The sequence below is a fragment of the Denitratisoma sp. agr-D3 genome, assembly GCF_054658675.1.
On the sequence record NZ_BAAGIA010000001.1, the window covers coordinates 825,887 to 843,586 of the forward strand.

The following is a 17,700-nucleotide window of genomic DNA, read 5'->3' on the forward strand; positions in this document are numbered from 1 at the left end:
CTCAGGGCTGGGGTGCATTCCCCGGCCGCAGATTCAGCCGGGGCGGTTGTCCTGGCTCGAAGCTGACCTCCGCCTGTAACTGCCCCTTGACCGGCATGCCGGCGATCAAGCCCGGTGCGTAGGTTTCCCCGGTGAAAGCGCGGATCACGGCGTCGTCAAAGACCCCGGGCGGTTCGGCGGACTCGATCCGGTAGCGATCCACTTTCCCCTCCTCATTCACCAGCAACAGAAGGGTGACGCTACCTGCCGTGTTCTGGGCAGCCGCCGGATAGTCCGGCCAGATCGGCCGGAGCGGCGTGACGTGGCGATGAAGGTAACGGGCTGGGTAGTACCAGGGGCCCGCGATCAAGCCGCTGACGGTGGCGAGATGGGTCGTGGCCGCCGTTGTCGGGTTGTCCTGTGTAGACCGCGCCGTGGATTCGATTGTCTTGTCAGGCTGCGGCGTAATCGATGTCGCCCGTTCATCGGCAATGGCCGTCTCGCGGGGGAGGTCCACCCGTAGGGGCTTGTCAGGCAGGTACCCAGCGGGCTCGTTTTTCCATGGTTGGCCAGGGGGCAGGTTGAAGAGGACACCATGGACGATCAGGGACAAGGAAACGGCGACGGATAAACGGCCCAGCCGCTTGTCCGTCGTCGTGGCAGCATCCAGTCTAACGATGCCAGGCGCGGGGATTGCCGACTTTATTGCACCACCTCCCGCCAACTGACCCGCTTGCCAGTGGGGGCGGGAGTGCTGAAGGGAGCGTCGAAGGTAATCTGTTCACCTGTTGATAAGGTAATGATGACGACGGTTTTCCCGCTGGGCAGACGTACAACATTAATCCCAACTATGATGGCTTCGACACCACTTGCGCCGGTTAACTTTTGTCCAATGGTGAAGTTGTTACTGCTCACGACAGAGCAGCCCGTACGATAGTCGAAGAAGTTCAAATAGCTGTAGCCACCGATGTTGCAGGCATTGCTAATCGGTACGTTTGTCGGCACCAGTAAGGTACCTAGCTGAAGCTTCATGTCGATATTGGCACGCTCTCCGCTATCTGGAAGATCTAAATACCAGCCGTCACCAGCGCTGCAAGTGCCAGACGTGGAACCCATCAGGCGAGAAACACTGGTACCGCTACCTTGATTTGTGATTGTGCGGGAGCCCAGCAGGCTGCGGATATTGCTGAGTGCCGTGGAGGTCATGGGGTCTTTGAATGCCCAGATGGATTGTCTCTGGGTGTTGGCGATGTCAGTGGTGCCCAGGTAACGCCCGGTTGCAACATAGATGAAGGGGGACCCTTCGATTTCTGCCAATTCAGGCTTGATGGTGATCGGCTGAGCAACGCCGTTGGCGTCGACTACCTGGGCCAGCAGCGTTGCTTCCCGACCGATAGGATTAATGGAGTTGTTTACATCAAAACGCCAAATGTTGCCCTTAAGGTCTACCCCATAAATTCGGGTTACTGTGTTGTCCACCGAAGCGTTGTTGATCCAGGCATTGATATGGTTGAGGCCACTGGGGTCGCTGCTGCTGCCGACGCCGGTGCCGATGCGGTACAGCACCTGGCCGGTGATGGCGTTGAGGACGTAGAGGTAGCCGACACCGTTGTCGTTGTTGTAGCCCGAGGTGACGAAGACCGCCCAAGTGCCATCCGCCAGCTTGCCGATGATGGGATTGTTGTAGGTGTAGCCGATATGACAGTCGGTATAGGCAGTGCTGGTGGGGGCCTTGGTGGTGGCATCCACCGTCAGGCAGGTGGCGCTGTTCTTGAATTCCCACAAGGCCTTGGGGTTGGCCGGATCGGTGATGTCCAGGGCGTAGTAACCTTTGCCGCCCTTGTTGAGTCCGCCCACCAGCACGGTTTTCCAGCAATTCTCCGGTGCCGTGGGAGAAGCTAGGGCGCAGTCCGCCGAGGCCGTCTTGTCGAACACGTCCGCGGCGGTAGGGGTGCCATCAACATAGAACTGGTGCTGGGTGGCGTAATTCTCGTCAGCCAGTTTGTACAGGTTGGGTAGCACCATGGTGGGGATGAATGCCCAGGCCTCTTTGCCGCCTTCGGTGTCGGTGACGGAGGAGCCTGCTTTGAATGCGTGGAGCATGCCGTCATTGGCAGCAACATAAACCATTGCTGTGCGGTTGGATAGGCTACTGCGGAAAGCGATGTAGCCGTTGTCTGTGTATTCGGCATATGGTGCGCGAACAAAAATTGGCTGGGCACTGATGATGTCGCCAAGTACATGGTTGCGGGTCCGATACAACTTGTTGATATTGGTATTGGTCGCAGGCGGGCCGGAGTCGAAGCCTTCCTTGCCCCGCTGGCCGCGCAGGAAGTTAAGCAGGTTGGCGCCGGCGGCGGCAGAGCGCTGGTTGACGGTACTGCCGCTGCCATCCCCCAGATTCGGGTACTGGCTCAACAAGCTGATTTCATTGATGGAGGCCCCCGTCGTGTCGCTGCCGCTACTGTCGAAGTGAGCCTGCTCGGTAGCGCTGAGGGTGGTCACTGCCGAACCGGTGGCATTGCCGCTGCCATCGCAGACATAGGTATTCCACTTGAAGTCCACCAGGTTGTTGGTGGCGCCGCTGCGGAAAAGCTTGATATTGCGGTTGTCGCAGGCGTTGCCAACCATGGCGTCCAGTTTTGTCTGCGCGGACCAGATGGGTGTGCCGCTGATGGCACCGGACGTCAGGTTGATTTCCCGTGCCTCCAATTCGCCGGTCCATTGTAGGGTCACGTATTTGGCAGTGTAGGCAAAGTTGTCGCCGGCCACCGGTTCCAGATTGGAGGTGGCCGCCGCTGCCGCTGATGCCACGCGGGCACTGATGCCGGACAAGGCGTTGGTCAGGCTGTTGATCACCGTATCCGGATCCCGGGCACTGAAGTACTGGCCGCGTCCGTCGACGGCGGCATGCCAGAGGTCATCCAGGGCCGTTGGGTCGTCGGCCGTTGGTGCAGGCCAGTTGGTGGAGCCTTTGCGGATGTTGTCGAATGTGCCGCTGGTGTCCGTTTTGTAGGTGGCTGAGTAATTCAGCGTGCCGGATAAACCTAGCCCCATGGTGAAAGTGGTCATGTGCTGCCAGTTGGCCTTGTCATCTTCACCGCCCGTGCCTGTGGAGGGGACATTGTTGTCGCAGACGCTGAGGCTGCCGCCTAGGGCCCCGGTGCAGTTGCTCAGACTACTGCTGCGCAGGTCAGTCTTGTAGTAGTACTGCGCCACGTCAGACAGGGTATTGCTGCTGCCGCCGCTGGAAGAATAGGTCTCGCATGGCCAGACTTGGGACCCACTGGTGCAATTATCCGGTGGAGTAGGCGGTGCGCTGCCAGTGACGGTGCCATTTGCGGGTAGAGTTTGTGCACTGGCGTAGCAAACGCCGTCTACGTTGGTCCAGGCGGACCAACTGGAGGGGGATGGCCCGCTCAGAATGGAACCTGTTTGATTGGGGCCGGGGTAGACCGTTGTCGTGGTGCGGGTGCGATATTGCTTCAGATAGCCATAGTTGTTGCTAGTCCCGCATGAGACCACGGGTGAAGCCGTGTAGGTGCAGGTGGAGCCAGAACATGTGTAGTTAGGGGTGCAGGATGCAACCGCAGTCGCCGTGGTCCAGTTGATAACCCGGCAAGTGTTTGTGCCGCCGCTACACGACGTTGCATTGGTCCAGCTTCCCCACGTTGATGTTTTCTTTTGCAAAGTTCCCGTACTTTGTGTGGGGGTTGTGGATAGCACGCAGGTGGCATGGTCGTTCTGGTACTGAATTTCTGCACTATTCCATGTGTAGGTGGCCGTGCCACCGTCAAAGATTGGGCGTGGAGAGACGGGAAATCTTTTTCCGCTAGGGTTGTAGGCATCCAGTTCGGCAATGTTTCCATCCTGGTTGGCTAAAGAGCTGGCGCCATCAAGAGCTCGGCTGTCACCATCGTTCCAATAACCGTCCGTAGTGAGGATGGCAAAGTTCTGCTGGCAGGAGTACTGCACGGGGTCGTCACTGGTGCTGGGCACCATGCCCTTGTTGATGGCATCATTTTTGCCAGCGTAGTAGCGTCCGGCGACAGACAGTGCGGTACGCAGTGGTGTCGATGAATTCCCTGATTGAGCGTACAGCTTGCTGAACCAGTTGCTACGCTGAGTCGCATCGAAGTCGGTGATTTTGAGGAACTTTGAAGACGAAACGCTGCTCCCATTGGCGGATCCGCTGGAGTCAAAGGTGCCGGGGTGGATGGTCATGAAACCGACCCGGTAACGGTCACTGAGGTTGAACAAGGCGCGACCGGCAGAGGCCTTCATCATCATCATTCGGGTGCGGTAGTAGCTGTACCAGTTGGCGAAGTTCTGCCGTTCATCGCCGCCGCTGGGGCTGGAAGTGGCACCTACGGCTACCTTTTTCCAGACCAGGGTTTGCGTGCCAGGAGAGGAACAACTGGCCGGACTATTGGTTGGATAGCTCGGGCTGGTGCAAGCGGTGTTGTAGTTTTTGTCGGCGCGGGTATTGCAACAAATACCCGTGGCGTTGCTTGGTACCGAGCCCGTGGAAAAGTTGCAAATCCCTGTCTTGGGTGTCAGGGTAGTAGCGCTAGTTACCCCTGTGGGGTCGTTCAACATCCAGTAATAAGCGGCTCGGCCCGACTCATTGTCATCCGCAGAAAAGGATGTACTGAGATTGTCTTTGCCATTATTGGTGCCCATGAAGCTGTCGTAGCCCTGGGCATAGGCGGCGGTAAATGTGGTTTGTGAACTGTTGTTGAGCAAGGAGCCGTCGTAGTTCTTGGGGATGTCGTAACTGATCGCGGGGTTGTAATAGATGTAGTTGCAGGAGTTGTTGCGGTAGCCGATGGTGCTGTTGCTGAGCCCGTCTGGCATGTAGGTCCAGTTCATGGAGCCTGAGTCGTCAAGAATGAACAGGATGTTCGGCTTGACCTGGTCCGACGAGGAGCTGGCCAGGGGGACATCGGCCAAGTCGGTGTCGGCGCCGGCTGTCCCACTGAATAGGCTGGCGCAGGCCAGCAGCAGGGCTAGGGGGCGGTGTGTACGGCGAAGTCGGGGGCGATGATCCATGGCGGATACCTCGTCGAATCAGTAGAGAATGACCTGGGAGTAGGCGACGGTGTTCTGCGGGCCCGTAGTCTGGGTCGTGACGCGGAAATAGGGCTGGACCGTGTTGGTCAAGGTGCCGCTGCCGTAGGCTGTGGAACCCTTGGATCCACCGGAACCCGAGGTGCCCAGGGTGACGCATTCCTGGGGCACGCCATCGCTGTTGGTGGCATTCAAGGAGCCTGGAATGCGGCACAGGCGGTGGATGACGTAGCGCACGGCGTTGCCGTTGCCGTCGTCGGCAGTGACCAACACGGAGTTGGCCCAGTTGTAGGTGAGCGGGTCGAATTCGGCGGGTGCCGGTGTGGCCTTGCAGTCGTCCGTCTTGCCGTCGTTGTTGGCATCGGGTTGGCCGCTGGCGTTGACGCTGACATTGCACCAGGCGGGGTAGTAGGCATTGGCGACGCTGGCCTGCTCGAGATTGGCTGTGCCTGCCACAAGCCAGTTACGGGCGGCTTCCACGCCCATGTCCGAGGCGTTGAGAGCCGCCTGTTTGAAGGTGAGGTTGCGGGCGATGATGACGCCGGTGCCGATCTGGCGGAACAGAATGATGCCGGTCAGGGTCATGGCGACCAGCATGATCAGGGCGATCATGAGGACGACGCCTTGCTGACGGCGTGGTGCGGTGATGGACCGGCGTAGCCTCATGGCGCCGTGCCCCATACCATGTTGCGTAGCGGGACAATGGTCTGATAAACGCGATAGCGGTAGTGGCGCCAATCGTTGGCATCAGACGTGGCGATGGCGCCACTGCTGCCGTCCAGGTTGGTCATGGTGAAAGTACCTCCGGCCCAAGCGGGGGCTTGGGTGGTGACAGCGACTTTCTCGTATTGTTGGCTGCGTGCCAGCAGGCCAACGCGGATGGCTCGTACCATGTTCCAGGCGGCAGGCGCGGCGACCTGCCAAGTGTCCACAATGGTGTCGTTGTCAGTGTCGAGCCCGTATTCGGCTTGGAGATTGACGATGCCCTCCGCGACTTCGGCGAAGTCGTTGCTGTTGTCGCCATCACTGTCCACGTAGCGCAGATCGTTGACGTTGCCCAAGGTCTTGCCGTTGCGGACCTGCCAGAGGTTGCGTTGGGGGCCGGTGCCCAGGTTGAACAGATTGCCGGCCGTAAAAGCCACGCCGAGGCCACCGGCACCGTTGAAGCGGGCGGCACCGGTGACGTTCTTATAGTTGGTGTAGTTGCCGGTGTTGTGGTCGACCGTGATGCCGTCACCATTACTGTCGCCGGTGATCTCGACCATGCCGCAACTACTGCTCTGGGCGGCAATCACCAAGTCGCCGCGACGTAGACTGGTGCGGGAGTTCGTGGTTTTCGACGAGGCCGAGGACGACGTAAATGTGACGCTGCCGGGCATCATCGGAGAGTCGCCGTGGAGGACCGTGATGGTGTCGGGCGCGCCGGAAGCACCGTCGGTGATTTGAATCGGCAGCAGGGGAAAGGTGAAGGCGGGCGTGGGTCTGGCTGCATCGTAGGCGTTGACGGTGCAGCCCACCGAGGTTGATGCGCCGAAGCCATAACCGGCCAGCCGGATATCCCGTTCCAGTTGGTAAAGGGCGATGGAGCCTGATATCTGTGCATCGCTGCCGGAGGCGCTGGTGCGTTTGCGTTCTTCCCAGGTGGCGAACATCTGGAACATGATGACAATGCCGATCAGGCCGATGGCGACCCCCACCAGGATTTCCACCAGGGAAAAACCATGGCTGTGACGATGGGGTAGGGGGCGGCGGTAATTGGGCATGGTCAATTGATGTAGGCCGCGACGGTGTGACGCCGGGGTTGGACATCGGCCGGGGATTGCCAGCAGAGGGTGACGGTAACCCGATTGAACGTACCGGTATCGACTTGAATCTGCTGCATGGTTGAGGTGGCGCCGGGCAGCCGGGAGGCGGCATCGGTGGTGATGGCGCTTACCCAGGCGGTGACCAAGGCATTGGCCGAGGCCGCGCCGGAAAAGTTGCAGTTGCTGCCACCGGTCTGGTGGGCGAAGCCGGCGAGGGATGCCTGGAGGGTTGTGGCGTTTTGGCGATTAACGTTGAGATTGATGTCACCCAGGATTTGATCGGCGAGGTTAGCCGCCTCGATCCGGTACTGGGCGTCTGTCTGGGCGGCGATGCCGTTGGCTTGCAGGGCGATCATGGTGATGGCGCCGATGGAGAAGATCAGGATGCCGATCAGGGCTTCCAGAAGGAACACGCCGCGTTGGTCTTGCCGGGTGGATCGCATGTCAGCAGCCTCGGGTATCGCCAGCCGCGATGGCGGCGGCATCCACGGCTGGATCGCAAAGCCGGGCCTGGCCGCCGATGGAAACGGTGACGTTCAGGCAACGCATGGGGCCGGAAGGCGTGGCGCTTTTGCAGTTGCCGCCCGTGGGGTTGCTGAATTGAAATACGGCAACGGCACCCAGGGTGCTGCCGCCCAGGCCGTTGAAAGTAATGGCGGAAACGCCGCCGCTGTTGATCTGGACTTGAGAGGCGCTGCTCTGGTTGCCGCCGGTACCCTCGGCGCCGGTCTTGGCTTCGATGAAAGTACTCAGGTCGGCGGTGCGGATCAGCCAGTTTTGGCCGTTGGCGACGGCATTGACGGTGGCGACGGAATCCGGTGTCGGCAGGTCGTTGGTGAGGGTGAATTGCACATTGGCGTTGCGGCGCACGGCCTCGGCCCGGGCTTGCTGAACGCCGGCCAGAAAGCTTTCCGCCGTGGTGCGCAGCTTGGTATTGGCCAGGTAGGTATTGAAGGCGGGAAGTCCCAGGGCGAAAAGGAAGCCCATGATCGCCACGGCGACCATGAGTTCGATCAGGGAGATGCCTCGGTGGTGATTTCTCACGGCGTCAGCAGGATCCATCCGGTTTAAGAATCCAACAATTCTTGGGCGCGCCTTGCCAGCCGTTGACGGTGGGGACCGTGGTGGTTGCGCGGACGTTGTTCTGGTCGATGCTATAGGCAAACCCGTTCATGGCGCCGATGCCGGTGGCGGTAATGGTGTAGGTGGTGGCGGTAAGGCTGGCGGCCGGGCAGGCATATTGGAAAAAGGCAGTGGCGGCGGGCAGGGGCGCCAGGGTGCCGGCTTGACAGGCGCCGACGTAGGTCCGGTTGTCCTGGAAATACTGCTCCATGCGTACCCGCATGTCCGATAGGGTGGACACGGCTTCGGTGATGCGGCTGCGCGTGACGTAGCTCGTGTATTGCGGGATGGCGATGACCGCGAGAATACCGATGATGGCGACGACGGCCATCAGCTCGATCAGGGAAAACCCGGCGACGGATCGCTGCTCCATGGAAAACTCCTTTCAATTCCCGGTAATTAGCACGAATCCCGGCATTGTCACCCGGATTTTCTGACAAAAGGCAGAAATCCAGCGCTGAACGGCAGGGCCTTGCTGATTGTCCGTGACGGACTTTGCAACCGCCTCCCCGAACGAGGGCTGACGTATAATGCCGGCCTCCGCTGCTGTAGCTCAGTCGGTAGAGCAACTGATTCGTAATCAGTAGGTCACCAGTTCGATTCCGGTCAGCAGCACCAGATTCAAGGCCTGCCACGAGCGGGCCTTTTCCTTTTGAGGCGTGGGGATGTCGGAACGCAATTGCTACCATTGTGGACTGCCGATTCCGGCAGGCGTGGATTTTTCCGTCGCCATCGACGGCAGCCCCCGGGAGATGTGTTGCATCGGCTGCCAAGCCGTGGCCGAGGCCATTATTGCCGGCGGCCATGGGGACTATTACCGGCATCGTGACGCGATGCCAGAAAGCCCCCGGGAGGCCTTGCCCGCCGCCTTGCAGGAATTGGGGGTGTTCGATCACCCCGACGTGCAAAAAGGCTTCGTCCGCCCCGTGGGGGAGAGCGAGGCCGAGGCTTCCCTGATTCTGGAGGGGATTACCTGCGCGGCCTGCGTCTGGCTCAACGAATCCCATATTTCCCGTCAGCCCGGGGTCACCGGCGTCGAAATCAATTACGCCACCCGCCGTGCCCGCGTGCGCTGGGATACCCGGAAAACTCAGCTTTCCAAGATCCTCGAGGCCATTGCCGCCATCGGCTATCGTGCCCATCCTTACGATGCTGGCAAATCGGAGCAATTGGCCCGCAAGGAGCGCAAGTCGGCGTTGTGGCGCTTGTTCGTGGCCGGTTTCGGCATGATGCAGGTGATGATGTATGCCATTCCGGTCTATCTGGCCGATGATGGCACCATGACGGCGGACATCGAGCAATTGATGCGCTGGGCCAGCTTGCTGCTGACGATTCCCGTCGTCTTGTATTCCTCGGCCCCGTTTTTCAGCAATGCCTTGCGCGACATGCGCCTGCGCCGGGTGGGCATGGACGTGCCCGTTGCCCTGGGTGTGGGCGCGGCCTTCGTCGCCAGTCTATGGGCGACGGTGAGTGGACACGGCGAGGTGTATTTCGATTCGGTCACCATGTTCGTTTTCTTCCTGCTGACGGGGCGCTATCTGGAAATGATGGCACGCCAAAAAGCGGTACGCGGCGTGGAAACCTTGAGTCGGGCCATGCCGGCTTTTGCCAATCGACTGACCGCCTATCCCGCCCTGGATACTGACCGGGTGGTGGTTTCCGACCTGGTGGTCGGCGACAGGGTGTTGGTGCGGCCTGGGGAAACCATTCCGGCCGATGGCAGGGTGGTGAGTGGCGACAGCGCGGTGGATGAGTCCCTCCTGACCGGTGAAAGCCTGCCGATTAACCGCCGCGAGGGGGACGGCGTGACCGGCGGCAGCGTTAATACCAGCAGCCCTTTGGTGGTTCAGGTGACGCGGGTCGGCGAACAGACTCGGATGGCGGCCATTGCCAGGCTGATGGAAAGAGCGGCTACTGAAAAGCCGCGCATGGTGTTGACTGCGGACAAGATCGCCGCCCGCTTTGTTTCGGCCTTGCTGCTGTTGGCCGTCGTGACGGCTGCCGTGTGGCTGCGCATCGATCCCGACCGGGCGTTGCTGGTGTTCATTTCCGTTCTGGTGGTCAGTTGTCCCTGCGCCCTTTCCCTGGCAACGCCGGCAGTGCTGACAGTGGCCACGGGGGTTCTGGCTTCGCGCGGCTTGCTGGTGGCGCGAGGCCACGCCGTGGAAACCTTGGCCCGGGTGGATACCATGGTGTTCGATAAAACCGGGACCTTGACCGTGGGGCAGCCCGTGCTGCGCGCTGTCCATCCGTACGGCGGGCAGGACGAAGCGGCGGTCTTGGCCGTGGCTGTCGCCATGGAGCAGGCGTCCGAGCATCCATTGGCCCGGGCCTTGGTGGAGGGCCATGGGCAGCAGGGGCGGGTTGAGTTGCCGACCATCGAATCGATCAAATCGGTGACCGGTAGCGGCGTGGAAGCCCGGGTGGCTGGCGATACTTGCCGCTTGGGACGGATCGGGTTTGTGGCTGAGTTGCACGGCCAGCCTTTGCCTGCCGACATGGAGGCTTTGCGTGCCGAGGGACGCCTGTTGATTGCCCTGGGCAATGGGCGCGGCTGGCTGGGATTCTTTGTCCTGGAGGACGCGTTGCGCCCCTCTGCCATGAAGGCCTTGGCCAGATTGGCGCGGCTGAAGATCGGCACCTTGATCATGAGTGGCGACACCCAGGCTTCGGCCGAGCGGATTGCCGCTGAAACGGGCATCGTCAGGGCGCTGGGCGGCTTGTCGCCGGAAGCCAAGCACGCAGAGTTGCTGCGGTTGCAAAAAACGGGTGCGGTGGTTGCCATGGTCGGTGATGGCATCAACGACGCGCCGGTGCTGGCCCAGGCCCAGGTCTCCATTGCCATGGGCGAGGGTACCGATTTGGCTCGTGCCCAGGGGGATATGGTCCTGCTCGGCGGGGATCTGGACGTGTTGGCGGATGGCGTTGCCCTGGCCCGGGCCACCATGCGGATCGTCAAACAGAATCTGGTATGGGCTTTTGCCTACAACTTCCTGGCAATCCCCTTCGCCATGGCTGGCTGGGTTACCCCTTGGATGGCCGGTATCGGCATGTCGGCCAGTTCTTTATTCGTTGTTCTGAACGCGCTGCGTTTGCAGCGAAACTCGCGGAGTTGAAAAGGAAAAGCGATGGAAATCCTTTATCTACTGATACCCATGTCAGTTGTACTTGTATTCCTGATCGCCGTTATTTTCTGGTGGTGTCTTCGTAATGGCCAATTCGAGGACCTGGAAGGGCCCGGTTATCGAATTTTGATGGACGACGACCAGGTGCCGCAGGAAACCCATGAGGGAAATCAGCCCCAAGGCGATCAAAAGCCCTGAATCAGGGAGCACCCTGCGTAGGATGTGCAGCCCGTTTGACCTAGGTCAATGCGCTAATTGCCGGTGCTTTCATAATGAACGCAGTCGAAGGCGAGATGTTGTGCCTTTAAAGTCTCTCTGTTGGGGTTGGGGGTGCGCTATGCGCACCCTTTTTTTTGTCCAATTTTTATACAAAAGTTAAATGCGGCCAGCTAAAGCGGGGCCGGGTGGTACTTTTCAAGTAAGCCGAATTGGCCAGGTTTCCCTGCCTTAATTCCAAAAGAACGAGACCGGCAACATTGACCTGAGTCAAATAAACGGCGGCTTCTCAGTGTATCCTTCGCGCTGGTAAGGTCGTGGGCAATGAATTTGTGTTCACGGTTCGGATTTTTTTGTTTCTAGGGAGGTGTTTCCATCATGCAATCGCAAGCGACTTATAACTACAAAGTCGTGCGCCAGTTTGCTGTGATGACCGTCATTTGGGGGGTCGTCGGCATGCTGGTGGGCGTAATCATTGCTGCGCAATTGGTTTGGCCTGAGTTGAGTGTTGTTGAATGGCTGGGGTATGGCCGTCTGCGTCCCCTGCACACGAATGCAGTGATTTTCGCCTTTGGTGGATGTGCGTTGTTTGCCACCTCCTATTACTCGGTTCAGCGAACCTGTCACACCCCTTTGTTTGCGCCTGGTCTGGCGGCGTTTACCTTCTGGGGTTGGCAGTTGATCATCGTGCTGGCCGCCGTGACTTTGCCTCTGGGTATTACCAGCGGTAAGGAATACGCCGAGCTGGAATGGCCGATCGATTTGCTGATCGCCGTGGTGTGGGTTTCTTATGCCATCGTTTTCTTTGGCACCATCTTCAAGCGTAAGACTCCCCATATCTACGTGGCTAACTGGTTCTTCGGTGGCTTCATCCTGACGGTTGCCCTGCTGCACATCGTCAACAGCGCCGAAATTCCCGTCACGCTGACCAAGTCCTACTCCGCTTACGCCGGCGTGCAAGACGCCATGGTGCAATGGTGGTACGGCCACAACGCCGTGGGCTTCTTCCTGACTGCTGGCTTCCTCGGCATGATGTACTACTTCGTGCCCAAGCAAGCCGGTCGCCCGGTGTATTCCTACCGCTTGTCCGTGGTGCACTTCTGGGCCCTGATCTTCACCTACATGTGGGCGGGTCCCCACCATCTGCACTACACCGCGCTGCCTGACTGGACCCAGTCCGTCGGCATGCTGTTCTCCTTGATTCTGCTGGCTCCCAGTTGGGGCGGCATGATCAACGGCATCATGACCCTGTCCGGTGCATGGCATAAGCTGCGCGATGATCCGATCCTGAAGTTCATGATCACCTCCCTGTCCTTCTACGGTATGTCCACCTTCGAAGGTCCCATGATGTCCATCAAGACCGTGAATGCGCTGTCCCACTACACCGACTGGACCGTGGGCCACGTTCACTCTGGTGCTCTGGGCTGGGTGGCGATGATCTCCATCGGCTCCATCTACTACTTGCTGCCCCGTCTGTTTGGCAAGTCTGAGATGTATTCCGTCCGACTGATCACTCTGCACTTCTGGGTGGCGACCATCGGCGTGGTGCTCTACATCGCCTCTATGTGGATTGCCGGTGTGATGCAGGGGCTGATGTGGCGTGCCACCAACCCCGACGGTACGTTGACCTATTCCTTCGTTGAGAGTGTCAAGGCAACCTATCCCTTCTGGACGATCCGCGTGTTGGGTGGCTTGATGTTCTTGGTTGGCATGCTCATCATGACCTACAACATGTTCAAGACCATTGCGAGTGGCAAGGCTGTGAATGCCCCTGTTCTTGAACCTGCCCACGCCTGATTTGAAGGAGTATTTGAATCATGTTGACCCATGAAAAAATTGAAAAGAACTTGGGCTGGCTCATCGTTCTGACAGTGCTTGCTGTTAGCGTCGGTGGCTTGGTGGAAATCGTGCCCTTGTTCTTCCAAAAGTCCACTACCACTCCGGTAAATGAGTTGGTGAAGCCCTACGATCCTCTGCGCTTGGCTGGTCGGGATATTTATATTCGGGAAGGTTGCTATAACTGCCACTCCCAGATGATTCGTCCCTTCCGTGCTGAAACCGAGCGGTATGGTCATTACTCTGTAGCTGGCGAGTATGTTTATGACCATCCCTTCCAATGGGGTTCCAAGCGGACAGGTCCTGACTTGGCTCGTGTCGGTGGTCGTTACTCCGATCTCTGGCATAAGACCCACTTGCTGAATCCCCGTGACGTGGTGCCCGAGTCCAATATGCCTGCCTACTACTGGTTGGATCGTCCCCTCAAGGACGGCGCTATCCAGGCCAAGATGACTGCTTTGACCAAGGTCGGTGTGCCTTACACCGAGCAGGAAATTGCAGATGCTCCCAAGGCCCTGGAAGGCAAGACTGAGCTCGAGGCTGTGATTGCCTACCTGCAAGGCCTTGGTTTGGCCCTCAAGCAGACTCGCTAATCATGGATATCAACGATCTGCGCTCACTCATTACGGTGCTCACGTTCCTGATTTTTGTGGGCATCGTGTGGTGGGCTTATTCCAGTCATCGTAAGGCCGCATTCGATGAGGCAGCGATGCTGCCTTTTGAGGACGATGCGGCAATGCATCCTGGTAATACTGCTGGCGCAGACAAGTGAGGGATATACAAATGGACTTCAAAATTACGAGTGACTTCGTTAGCAACTTCTGGAACCTGTGGGTGATGGTTCTGGTGTTCGGCAGTATTTTGTTCTGCGTTGTGCTGCTCTGGTCCCAGAGCAAGGCACCCAACAATGCAGGTCAAACCACCGGCCATGTTTGGGATGAAACGTTGGAGGAGTACAGCAACCCGCTGCCTAGCTGGTGGCGCTGGATGTTCTACCTGACGATCGTTTTCGCTATTGTGTACCTGGCGCTGTATCCTGGCTTCGGTAATAACCCTGGCAAGTATGGCTGGACCATGCGTGGTCAGTACGAGGCTGAAAAGGCCGCCGCTGACGAGCAGTTCAATCAGGCTTACGGTCCTCAGTTGAAGATGGACGTGGCTGCCGTTGCTGCCGACCCCAAGGCCAAGGAAGCCGGTCAGCGCTTGTTCCTGACCTACTGCGCCCAGTGTCACGGTGCCGATGCCAAGGGTGCTAAGGGCTTCCCCAACCTGACCGATTCCGATTGGTTGTGGGGTGGTTCGCCTGAGACCATCAAGGAAACCATCCTCAAGGGCCGCGATGCTGCCATGCCGGCCAAGGGTCTCAAGCCTGACCTGAACGCCGATCAGATCAAGGATCTGGCCAACTACGTGCGTTCCTTGTCTGGTCTGGCTTCCGATTCCCTGCGCGCCCAGCGTGGCAAGGAGTTGTTTGCCCAGGCTTGCGTTGCCTGCCACGGTCCTGAAGGTAAGGGTAATGTGGGTCTTGCTCCCAACCTGACCGACAAGGTTTGGTTGTATGGCAGCTCCGAGGACACCATTATCGAAACCATCACCAAGGGTCGTCAGAACCGCATGCCGGCCTTCGGCGACTTCCTTGGCGAATCGAAGGTGCACTTGCTGGCCGCCTATGTGTATAGCTTGGGTGGCGGGCAAAAGGCCGAGCCCAAGGCGGCTGAGCCGCAAGGCGACGCCAAGCCTGCTGATGCAGGTGGTGAAAAGAAGTAAAGTTGTCCAAAGCTCCCCGGTAAAATCCGGGGAGTTTTTTTTCAGCTATACGATTAGCCAATACTAATATATGAGCGTCGAATCCCCCAATTCCGTATCAGCCAATCAGGAGCCTATTGAGGAGTCCCTTTACGAAGTCCGCAAGAAAATCTATCCAAGAGCGGTTTCCGGCATTTTTGCCACCTGGCGATGGATTGCGGTTTGGGTCACCCAATTAATTTTCTACGGATTGTGCTGGGTTCCCTGGAATGGGCGGCAAGCAGTTTTGTTCGATCTGGTGGAACGCAAGTTCTACATTTTCGGTTTGGTTTTCTGGCCCCAGGATGTTTTCCTGCTGGCCATCCTCCTCATCATCTGTGCCTATTCGCTGTTTCTGTTCACGGCGATCGGCGGCCGTTTGTGGTGCGGTTATGCCTGTCCACAAACTGTCTATACGGAAATTTTTATGTGGCTGGAGCGGTTTTTCGAGGGGGACCGCAATGCGCGCATGAAGCTTGATCAGGCATCCTTCAGCCTGGAAAAATTTGCCCGTCGTACCGGCAAGTACGGTAGCTGGATTTTGTTGTCCTTGTGGACGGGCTTTACCCTGGTGGGGTATTTCACCCCGATCAAGACCTTGCTTTCCCAAGTGCCCACATTCAACTTCGGTCCGTGGGAACTGTTCTGGATATTCTTTTACGGTGCCTTTGCCTATCTGATGGCGGGGCATATGCGTGAGCAGGTGTGCAAGTACATGTGCCCCTATGCTCGCTTCCAGGGGGTGATGTTTGATCCCGACACCCTGGTGATTACTTACGATGTGGAGCGCGGCGAGCCGCGTGGCACCCGATCCAAGAAGGTCGATTACAAAGCCCAGGGTTTGGGTGATTGCGTCGATTGCGAGTTGTGCGTCGCGGTCTGCCCTACCGGGATCGATATCCGCAAGGGACTTCAATACGAGTGTATTGGTTGTGCCGCCTGTATCGATGCCTGCGATCAGGTGATGGATAAGATGAACTACCCCCGTGGCTTGATCCGCTACACCACGGAACATGCGATCGAGCAGCATTGGGGCTGGCGGGATATCGCCGGGCACATCGTGCGGCCCCGGGTCATCATCTATACCAGTATTCTGCTGCTGATCATTCTCGCTTTCGTCTGGGGCTTGGCGACCAAGCCTTCCTTGCGCGTGGATATCATCCGCGACCGGGCCACTTTGGCGCGGGAAGTGGAGGGTGGTGTGATCGAAAACGTGTATCGCCTACAGATCATGAATGTTTCCGAAACCAGCCAGCGCTATGCCCTGTCGGTGAGCGGACTGGATGGCATTCAACTGGAAGGGGCGACGCAGATCGACGTGGCGCCTGCCACCACCCAGGCCATGACGATACAGGTCCGGGTGCCGCCTGAATCCGGCAAGAAAGGCTCCAACCCCATCTTCTTGGACGTGAAATCGATGAGTGACGAGAAGATTTCTGTCCATGAAAAAACAACTTTTATTCAGCCATGAGTGCAAGCATGTCAGTTCGTAACAGCGCAGCAAAGGATTCTGGCCCCTGGTACAAGCAACCCTGGCCCTGGATCCTGATGTCGGGGCCGCTCATGGTGGTGGTGGCCTCCGTCATATCGGCATGGGTTGCCCTATCCAGCGCGGATGGTCTTGTGGTGGAGGACTATTACAAGAAAGGCTTGTCCGTCAATCAGACCATTGCCATGAGCGATAGAGCCAAGGCCCTGGGGCTGGAAATCGGCATTACGCTGACGGACAAGTCGATTGCGGCCAAATTGAGCAGCAAGGACGCGAGCTACGCGCTGCCGCAACAGATCAAGATCACCTTGGCGCATCCCACACGCGCCGGGCTGGATCAAACACTGAAGCTACAGCGCGGCACTGATGGCTATATGGGGGAATGTCGTTTGCCACGGGCGGGACACTGGATTGTCACCGTGGAGGACGAGGCAGGAACGTGGCGCTTGATGGGGAATGTAACGCTGCCCGCGTCAGGTGCGACGGTGATTGGTGGGGTATGACCCTATCGATGTTCGCAATCGGCAATGAGGAGGATGTTCCATGGCATTGCAAATCTTGTTTGGCAGCGATATCGGCTTGTTGAGCCTGTTCACGATTGGTTTTGTGGTCGTGATGGGCGCCTACATTTATCGCTTTGTCCAAAAGCATGCTGAAGAAGATGCCAAGAAGGCACAGCACTAAGTTCTATCTACATTCCCCGCATTGAGCAACGCAGCCCTGACTAGTCAGGGCTGCGTTGGTTTACACCGATGTCAACGATAGACCAGTACAGGAATTTTGGAGTGGGTCAGCACCCGCTGGGTTTCGGAGCCGAGGACGAATCCGGACAGGCCGCGACGCCCATGGGACGCCATGAAGATCAAGTCGCATTGCTGGGCTTCCGCAGTCTTGATGATGGCTTCCCACGGTACATCGCTGGTCACGCTGGCGGTATGGGCCGTGATGCCCGCGCTGCCGGCCGCGGCCAAGCAGGCATTGAGAATCTCGACGCTTTGCTTTTCTGCCATTTCGGAAAACTGGTCGGGCGTGGTCGGGTCGATCAATGCCCCTTCCCCGTACAACGCGATAGGATAGTCGGGCTTGGCGTAGAAAAAAGTGACCTCCGCGCTAGTTTCCTTGGCGAAGCTGATGGCTTTTTTGACGGTGTCGGCGGAGAGTTGCGAGCCGTCCGTCGGCACAAGAAGATGTTTGAACATTCTGCCTCCTGGGGTTGCTGTCTGGAGCCATTCTAGGTCCATACGGGAACCGATGCCAAGGGTAAGATGTTCGA

Annotated in this window: 17 protein-coding genes and 1 tRNA gene; 10 read left to right on the plus strand and 8 right to left on the minus strand. The window is 58.4% G+C overall.

All coding sequences use genetic code 11. The annotated features are described in order from the left end of the window. Position 1 precedes the first annotated feature (1 nt). The 7 genes from ACYQ2U_RS03950 to ACYQ2U_RS03980 form a co-directional block, all read right to left on the minus strand. A complete protein-coding gene (locus ACYQ2U_RS03950) occupies positions 2-496 on the minus strand; it encodes a TonB family protein (protein WP_459949024.1) in 495 nt (164 codons plus the stop codon). A gap of 185 nt (positions 497-681) precedes the next feature. Next, a complete protein-coding gene (locus tag ACYQ2U_RS03955; RefSeq protein ID WP_459949025.1) occupies positions 682-5,031 on the minus strand; it encodes a pilus assembly protein in 4,350 nt (1,449 codons plus the stop codon). A gap of 18 nt (positions 5,032-5,049) precedes the next feature. Further along, on the minus strand, positions 5,050-5,715 hold the full coding sequence (locus tag ACYQ2U_RS03960) for a pilus assembly PilX family protein (RefSeq protein WP_459949026.1): 666 nt from the start codon (positions 5,713-5,715) through the stop codon (positions 5,050-5,052). Continuing rightward, the gene (locus tag ACYQ2U_RS03965) at positions 5,712-6,812 is read right to left on the minus strand and encodes a PilW family protein (RefSeq protein ID WP_459949027.1); all 1,101 of its coding nucleotides are present in this window, start codon (positions 6,810-6,812) and stop codon (positions 5,712-5,714) included. Before ACYQ2U_RS03965 ends, ACYQ2U_RS03960 begins: the two co-directional genes overlap by 4 nt. 2 nt (positions 6,813-6,814) lie before the next feature. Next, entirely contained in the window at positions 6,815-7,297 is a 483-nt protein-coding gene (pilV, locus tag ACYQ2U_RS03970) for a type IV pilus modification protein PilV (protein WP_459949028.1), read from the minus strand. A 1-nt stretch (position 7,298) separates the two neighbouring features. After that, the gene (locus ACYQ2U_RS03975) at positions 7,299-7,916 is read right to left on the minus strand and encodes a GspH/FimT family pseudopilin (protein ID WP_459949029.1); all 618 of its coding nucleotides are present in this window, start codon (positions 7,914-7,916) and stop codon (positions 7,299-7,301) included. Continuing rightward, positions 7,903-8,349, minus strand: a complete 447-nt coding sequence (locus tag ACYQ2U_RS03980; protein WP_459949030.1) for a type IV pilin protein — start codon at positions 8,347-8,349, stop codon at positions 7,903-7,905. The genes ACYQ2U_RS03975 and ACYQ2U_RS03980 overlap by 14 nt, the downstream gene beginning before the upstream one ends. Positions 8,350-8,518: 169 nt before the next feature. On the opposite strand from ACYQ2U_RS03980, the gene ACYQ2U_RS03985 reads away from it, so the two are divergent. From ACYQ2U_RS03985 to ACYQ2U_RS04030, 10 genes are all read left to right on the plus strand, one after another. Continuing rightward, positions 8,519-8,594: transfer RNA gene (locus ACYQ2U_RS03985), tRNA-Thr, on the plus strand. Positions 8,595-8,641: 47 nt separating this feature from the next. Continuing rightward, positions 8,642-11,092, plus strand: a complete 2,451-nt coding sequence (locus tag ACYQ2U_RS03990) for a heavy metal translocating P-type ATPase (RefSeq protein ID WP_459949031.1) — start codon at positions 8,642-8,644, stop codon at positions 11,090-11,092. A 12-nt stretch (positions 11,093-11,104) separates the two neighbouring features. Further along, a complete protein-coding gene (gene ccoS / locus ACYQ2U_RS03995) occupies positions 11,105-11,299 on the plus strand; it encodes a cbb3-type cytochrome oxidase assembly protein CcoS (RefSeq protein WP_459949032.1) in 195 nt (64 codons plus the stop codon). A 396-nt stretch (positions 11,300-11,695) separates the two neighbouring features. Continuing rightward, positions 11,696-13,114, plus strand: coding sequence for a cytochrome-c oxidase, cbb3-type subunit I (gene ccoN / locus ACYQ2U_RS04000; protein WP_459949033.1), 1,419 nt, complete (start codon positions 11,696-11,698; stop codon positions 13,112-13,114). A 20-nt stretch (positions 13,115-13,134) separates the two neighbouring features. Then, positions 13,135-13,746, plus strand: a complete 612-nt coding sequence (ccoO, locus tag ACYQ2U_RS04005; protein ID WP_459949034.1) for a cytochrome-c oxidase, cbb3-type subunit II — start codon at positions 13,135-13,137, stop codon at positions 13,744-13,746. 2 nt (positions 13,747-13,748) lie between these two features. Beyond that, positions 13,749-13,925, plus strand: a complete 177-nt coding sequence (locus ACYQ2U_RS04010; RefSeq protein WP_459949035.1) for a cbb3-type cytochrome oxidase subunit 3 — start codon at positions 13,749-13,751, stop codon at positions 13,923-13,925. An 11-nt stretch (positions 13,926-13,936) separates the two neighbouring features. Next, positions 13,937-14,920, plus strand: coding sequence for a cytochrome-c oxidase, cbb3-type subunit III (ccoP, locus tag ACYQ2U_RS04015; RefSeq protein ID WP_459949036.1), 984 nt, complete (start codon positions 13,937-13,939; stop codon positions 14,918-14,920). 70 nt (positions 14,921-14,990) lie between these two features. Beyond that, positions 14,991-16,409 (plus strand): cytochrome c oxidase accessory protein CcoG, encoded by a 1,419-nt coding sequence (gene ccoG / locus ACYQ2U_RS04020; protein WP_459949037.1) that lies wholly within the window; start codon positions 14,991-14,993, stop codon positions 16,407-16,409. Between the two features lie 8 nt (positions 16,410-16,417). Continuing rightward, on the plus strand, positions 16,418-16,930 hold the full coding sequence (locus ACYQ2U_RS04025) for a FixH family protein (RefSeq protein WP_459949038.1): 513 nt from the start codon (positions 16,418-16,420) through the stop codon (positions 16,928-16,930). A 40-nt stretch (positions 16,931-16,970) separates the two neighbouring features. After that, positions 16,971-17,111, plus strand: a complete 141-nt coding sequence (locus ACYQ2U_RS04030; protein ID WP_459949039.1) for a DUF3149 domain-containing protein — start codon at positions 16,971-16,973, stop codon at positions 17,109-17,111. 71 nt (positions 17,112-17,182) lie between these two features. On the opposite strand, the gene ACYQ2U_RS04035 is transcribed toward ACYQ2U_RS04030, so the two are convergent. Further along, positions 17,183-17,626, minus strand: coding sequence for a universal stress protein (locus ACYQ2U_RS04035; protein ID WP_459949040.1), 444 nt, complete (start codon positions 17,624-17,626; stop codon positions 17,183-17,185). Between the last annotated feature and the right edge of the window lie 74 nt (positions 17,627-17,700).

What these genes read in the sequence shown, in the direction of transcription:
- ACYQ2U_RS03955 (WP_459949025.1), bottom strand. Translation starts at nt 5,031, where the DNA reads ATGGATCATCGCCCCCGACTTCGCCGTACACACCGCCCCCTAGCCCTG.
- ACYQ2U_RS03960 (WP_459949026.1), bottom strand. Translation starts at nt 5,715, where the DNA reads ATGAGGCTACGCCGGTCCATCACCGCACCACGCCGTCAGCAAGGCGTC.
- ACYQ2U_RS03965 (WP_459949027.1), bottom strand. Translation starts at nt 6,812, where the DNA reads ATGCCCAATTACCGCCGCCCCCTACCCCATCGTCACAGCCATGGTTTT.
- pilV (WP_459949028.1), bottom strand. Translation starts at nt 7,297, where the DNA reads ATGCGATCCACCCGGCAAGACCAACGCGGCGTGTTCCTTCTGGAAGCC.
- ACYQ2U_RS03975 (WP_459949029.1), bottom strand. Translation starts at nt 7,916, where the DNA reads ATGGATCCTGCTGACGCCGTGAGAAATCACCACCGAGGCATCTCCCTG.
- ACYQ2U_RS03980 (WP_459949030.1), bottom strand. Translation starts at nt 8,349, where the DNA reads ATGGAGCAGCGATCCGTCGCCGGGTTTTCCCTGATCGAGCTGATGGCC.
- ACYQ2U_RS03990 (WP_459949031.1), top strand. Translation starts at nt 8,642, where the DNA reads ATGTCGGAACGCAATTGCTACCATTGTGGACTGCCGATTCCGGCAGGC.
- ccoS (WP_459949032.1), top strand. Translation starts at nt 11,105, where the DNA reads ATGGAAATCCTTTATCTACTGATACCCATGTCAGTTGTACTTGTATTC.
- ccoN (WP_459949033.1), top strand. Translation starts at nt 11,696, where the DNA reads ATGCAATCGCAAGCGACTTATAACTACAAAGTCGTGCGCCAGTTTGCT.
- ccoO (WP_459949034.1), top strand. Translation starts at nt 13,135, where the DNA reads ATGTTGACCCATGAAAAAATTGAAAAGAACTTGGGCTGGCTCATCGTT.
- ACYQ2U_RS04010 (WP_459949035.1), top strand. Translation starts at nt 13,749, where the DNA reads ATGGATATCAACGATCTGCGCTCACTCATTACGGTGCTCACGTTCCTG.
- ccoP (WP_459949036.1), top strand. Translation starts at nt 13,937, where the DNA reads ATGGACTTCAAAATTACGAGTGACTTCGTTAGCAACTTCTGGAACCTG.
- ccoG (WP_459949037.1), top strand. Translation starts at nt 14,991, where the DNA reads ATGAGCGTCGAATCCCCCAATTCCGTATCAGCCAATCAGGAGCCTATT.
- ACYQ2U_RS04025 (WP_459949038.1), top strand. Translation starts at nt 16,418, where the DNA reads ATGTCAGTTCGTAACAGCGCAGCAAAGGATTCTGGCCCCTGGTACAAG.
- ACYQ2U_RS04030 (WP_459949039.1), top strand. Translation starts at nt 16,971, where the DNA reads ATGGCATTGCAAATCTTGTTTGGCAGCGATATCGGCTTGTTGAGCCTG.
- ACYQ2U_RS04035 (WP_459949040.1), bottom strand. Translation starts at nt 17,626, where the DNA reads ATGTTCAAACATCTTCTTGTGCCGACGGACGGCTCGCAACTCTCCGCC.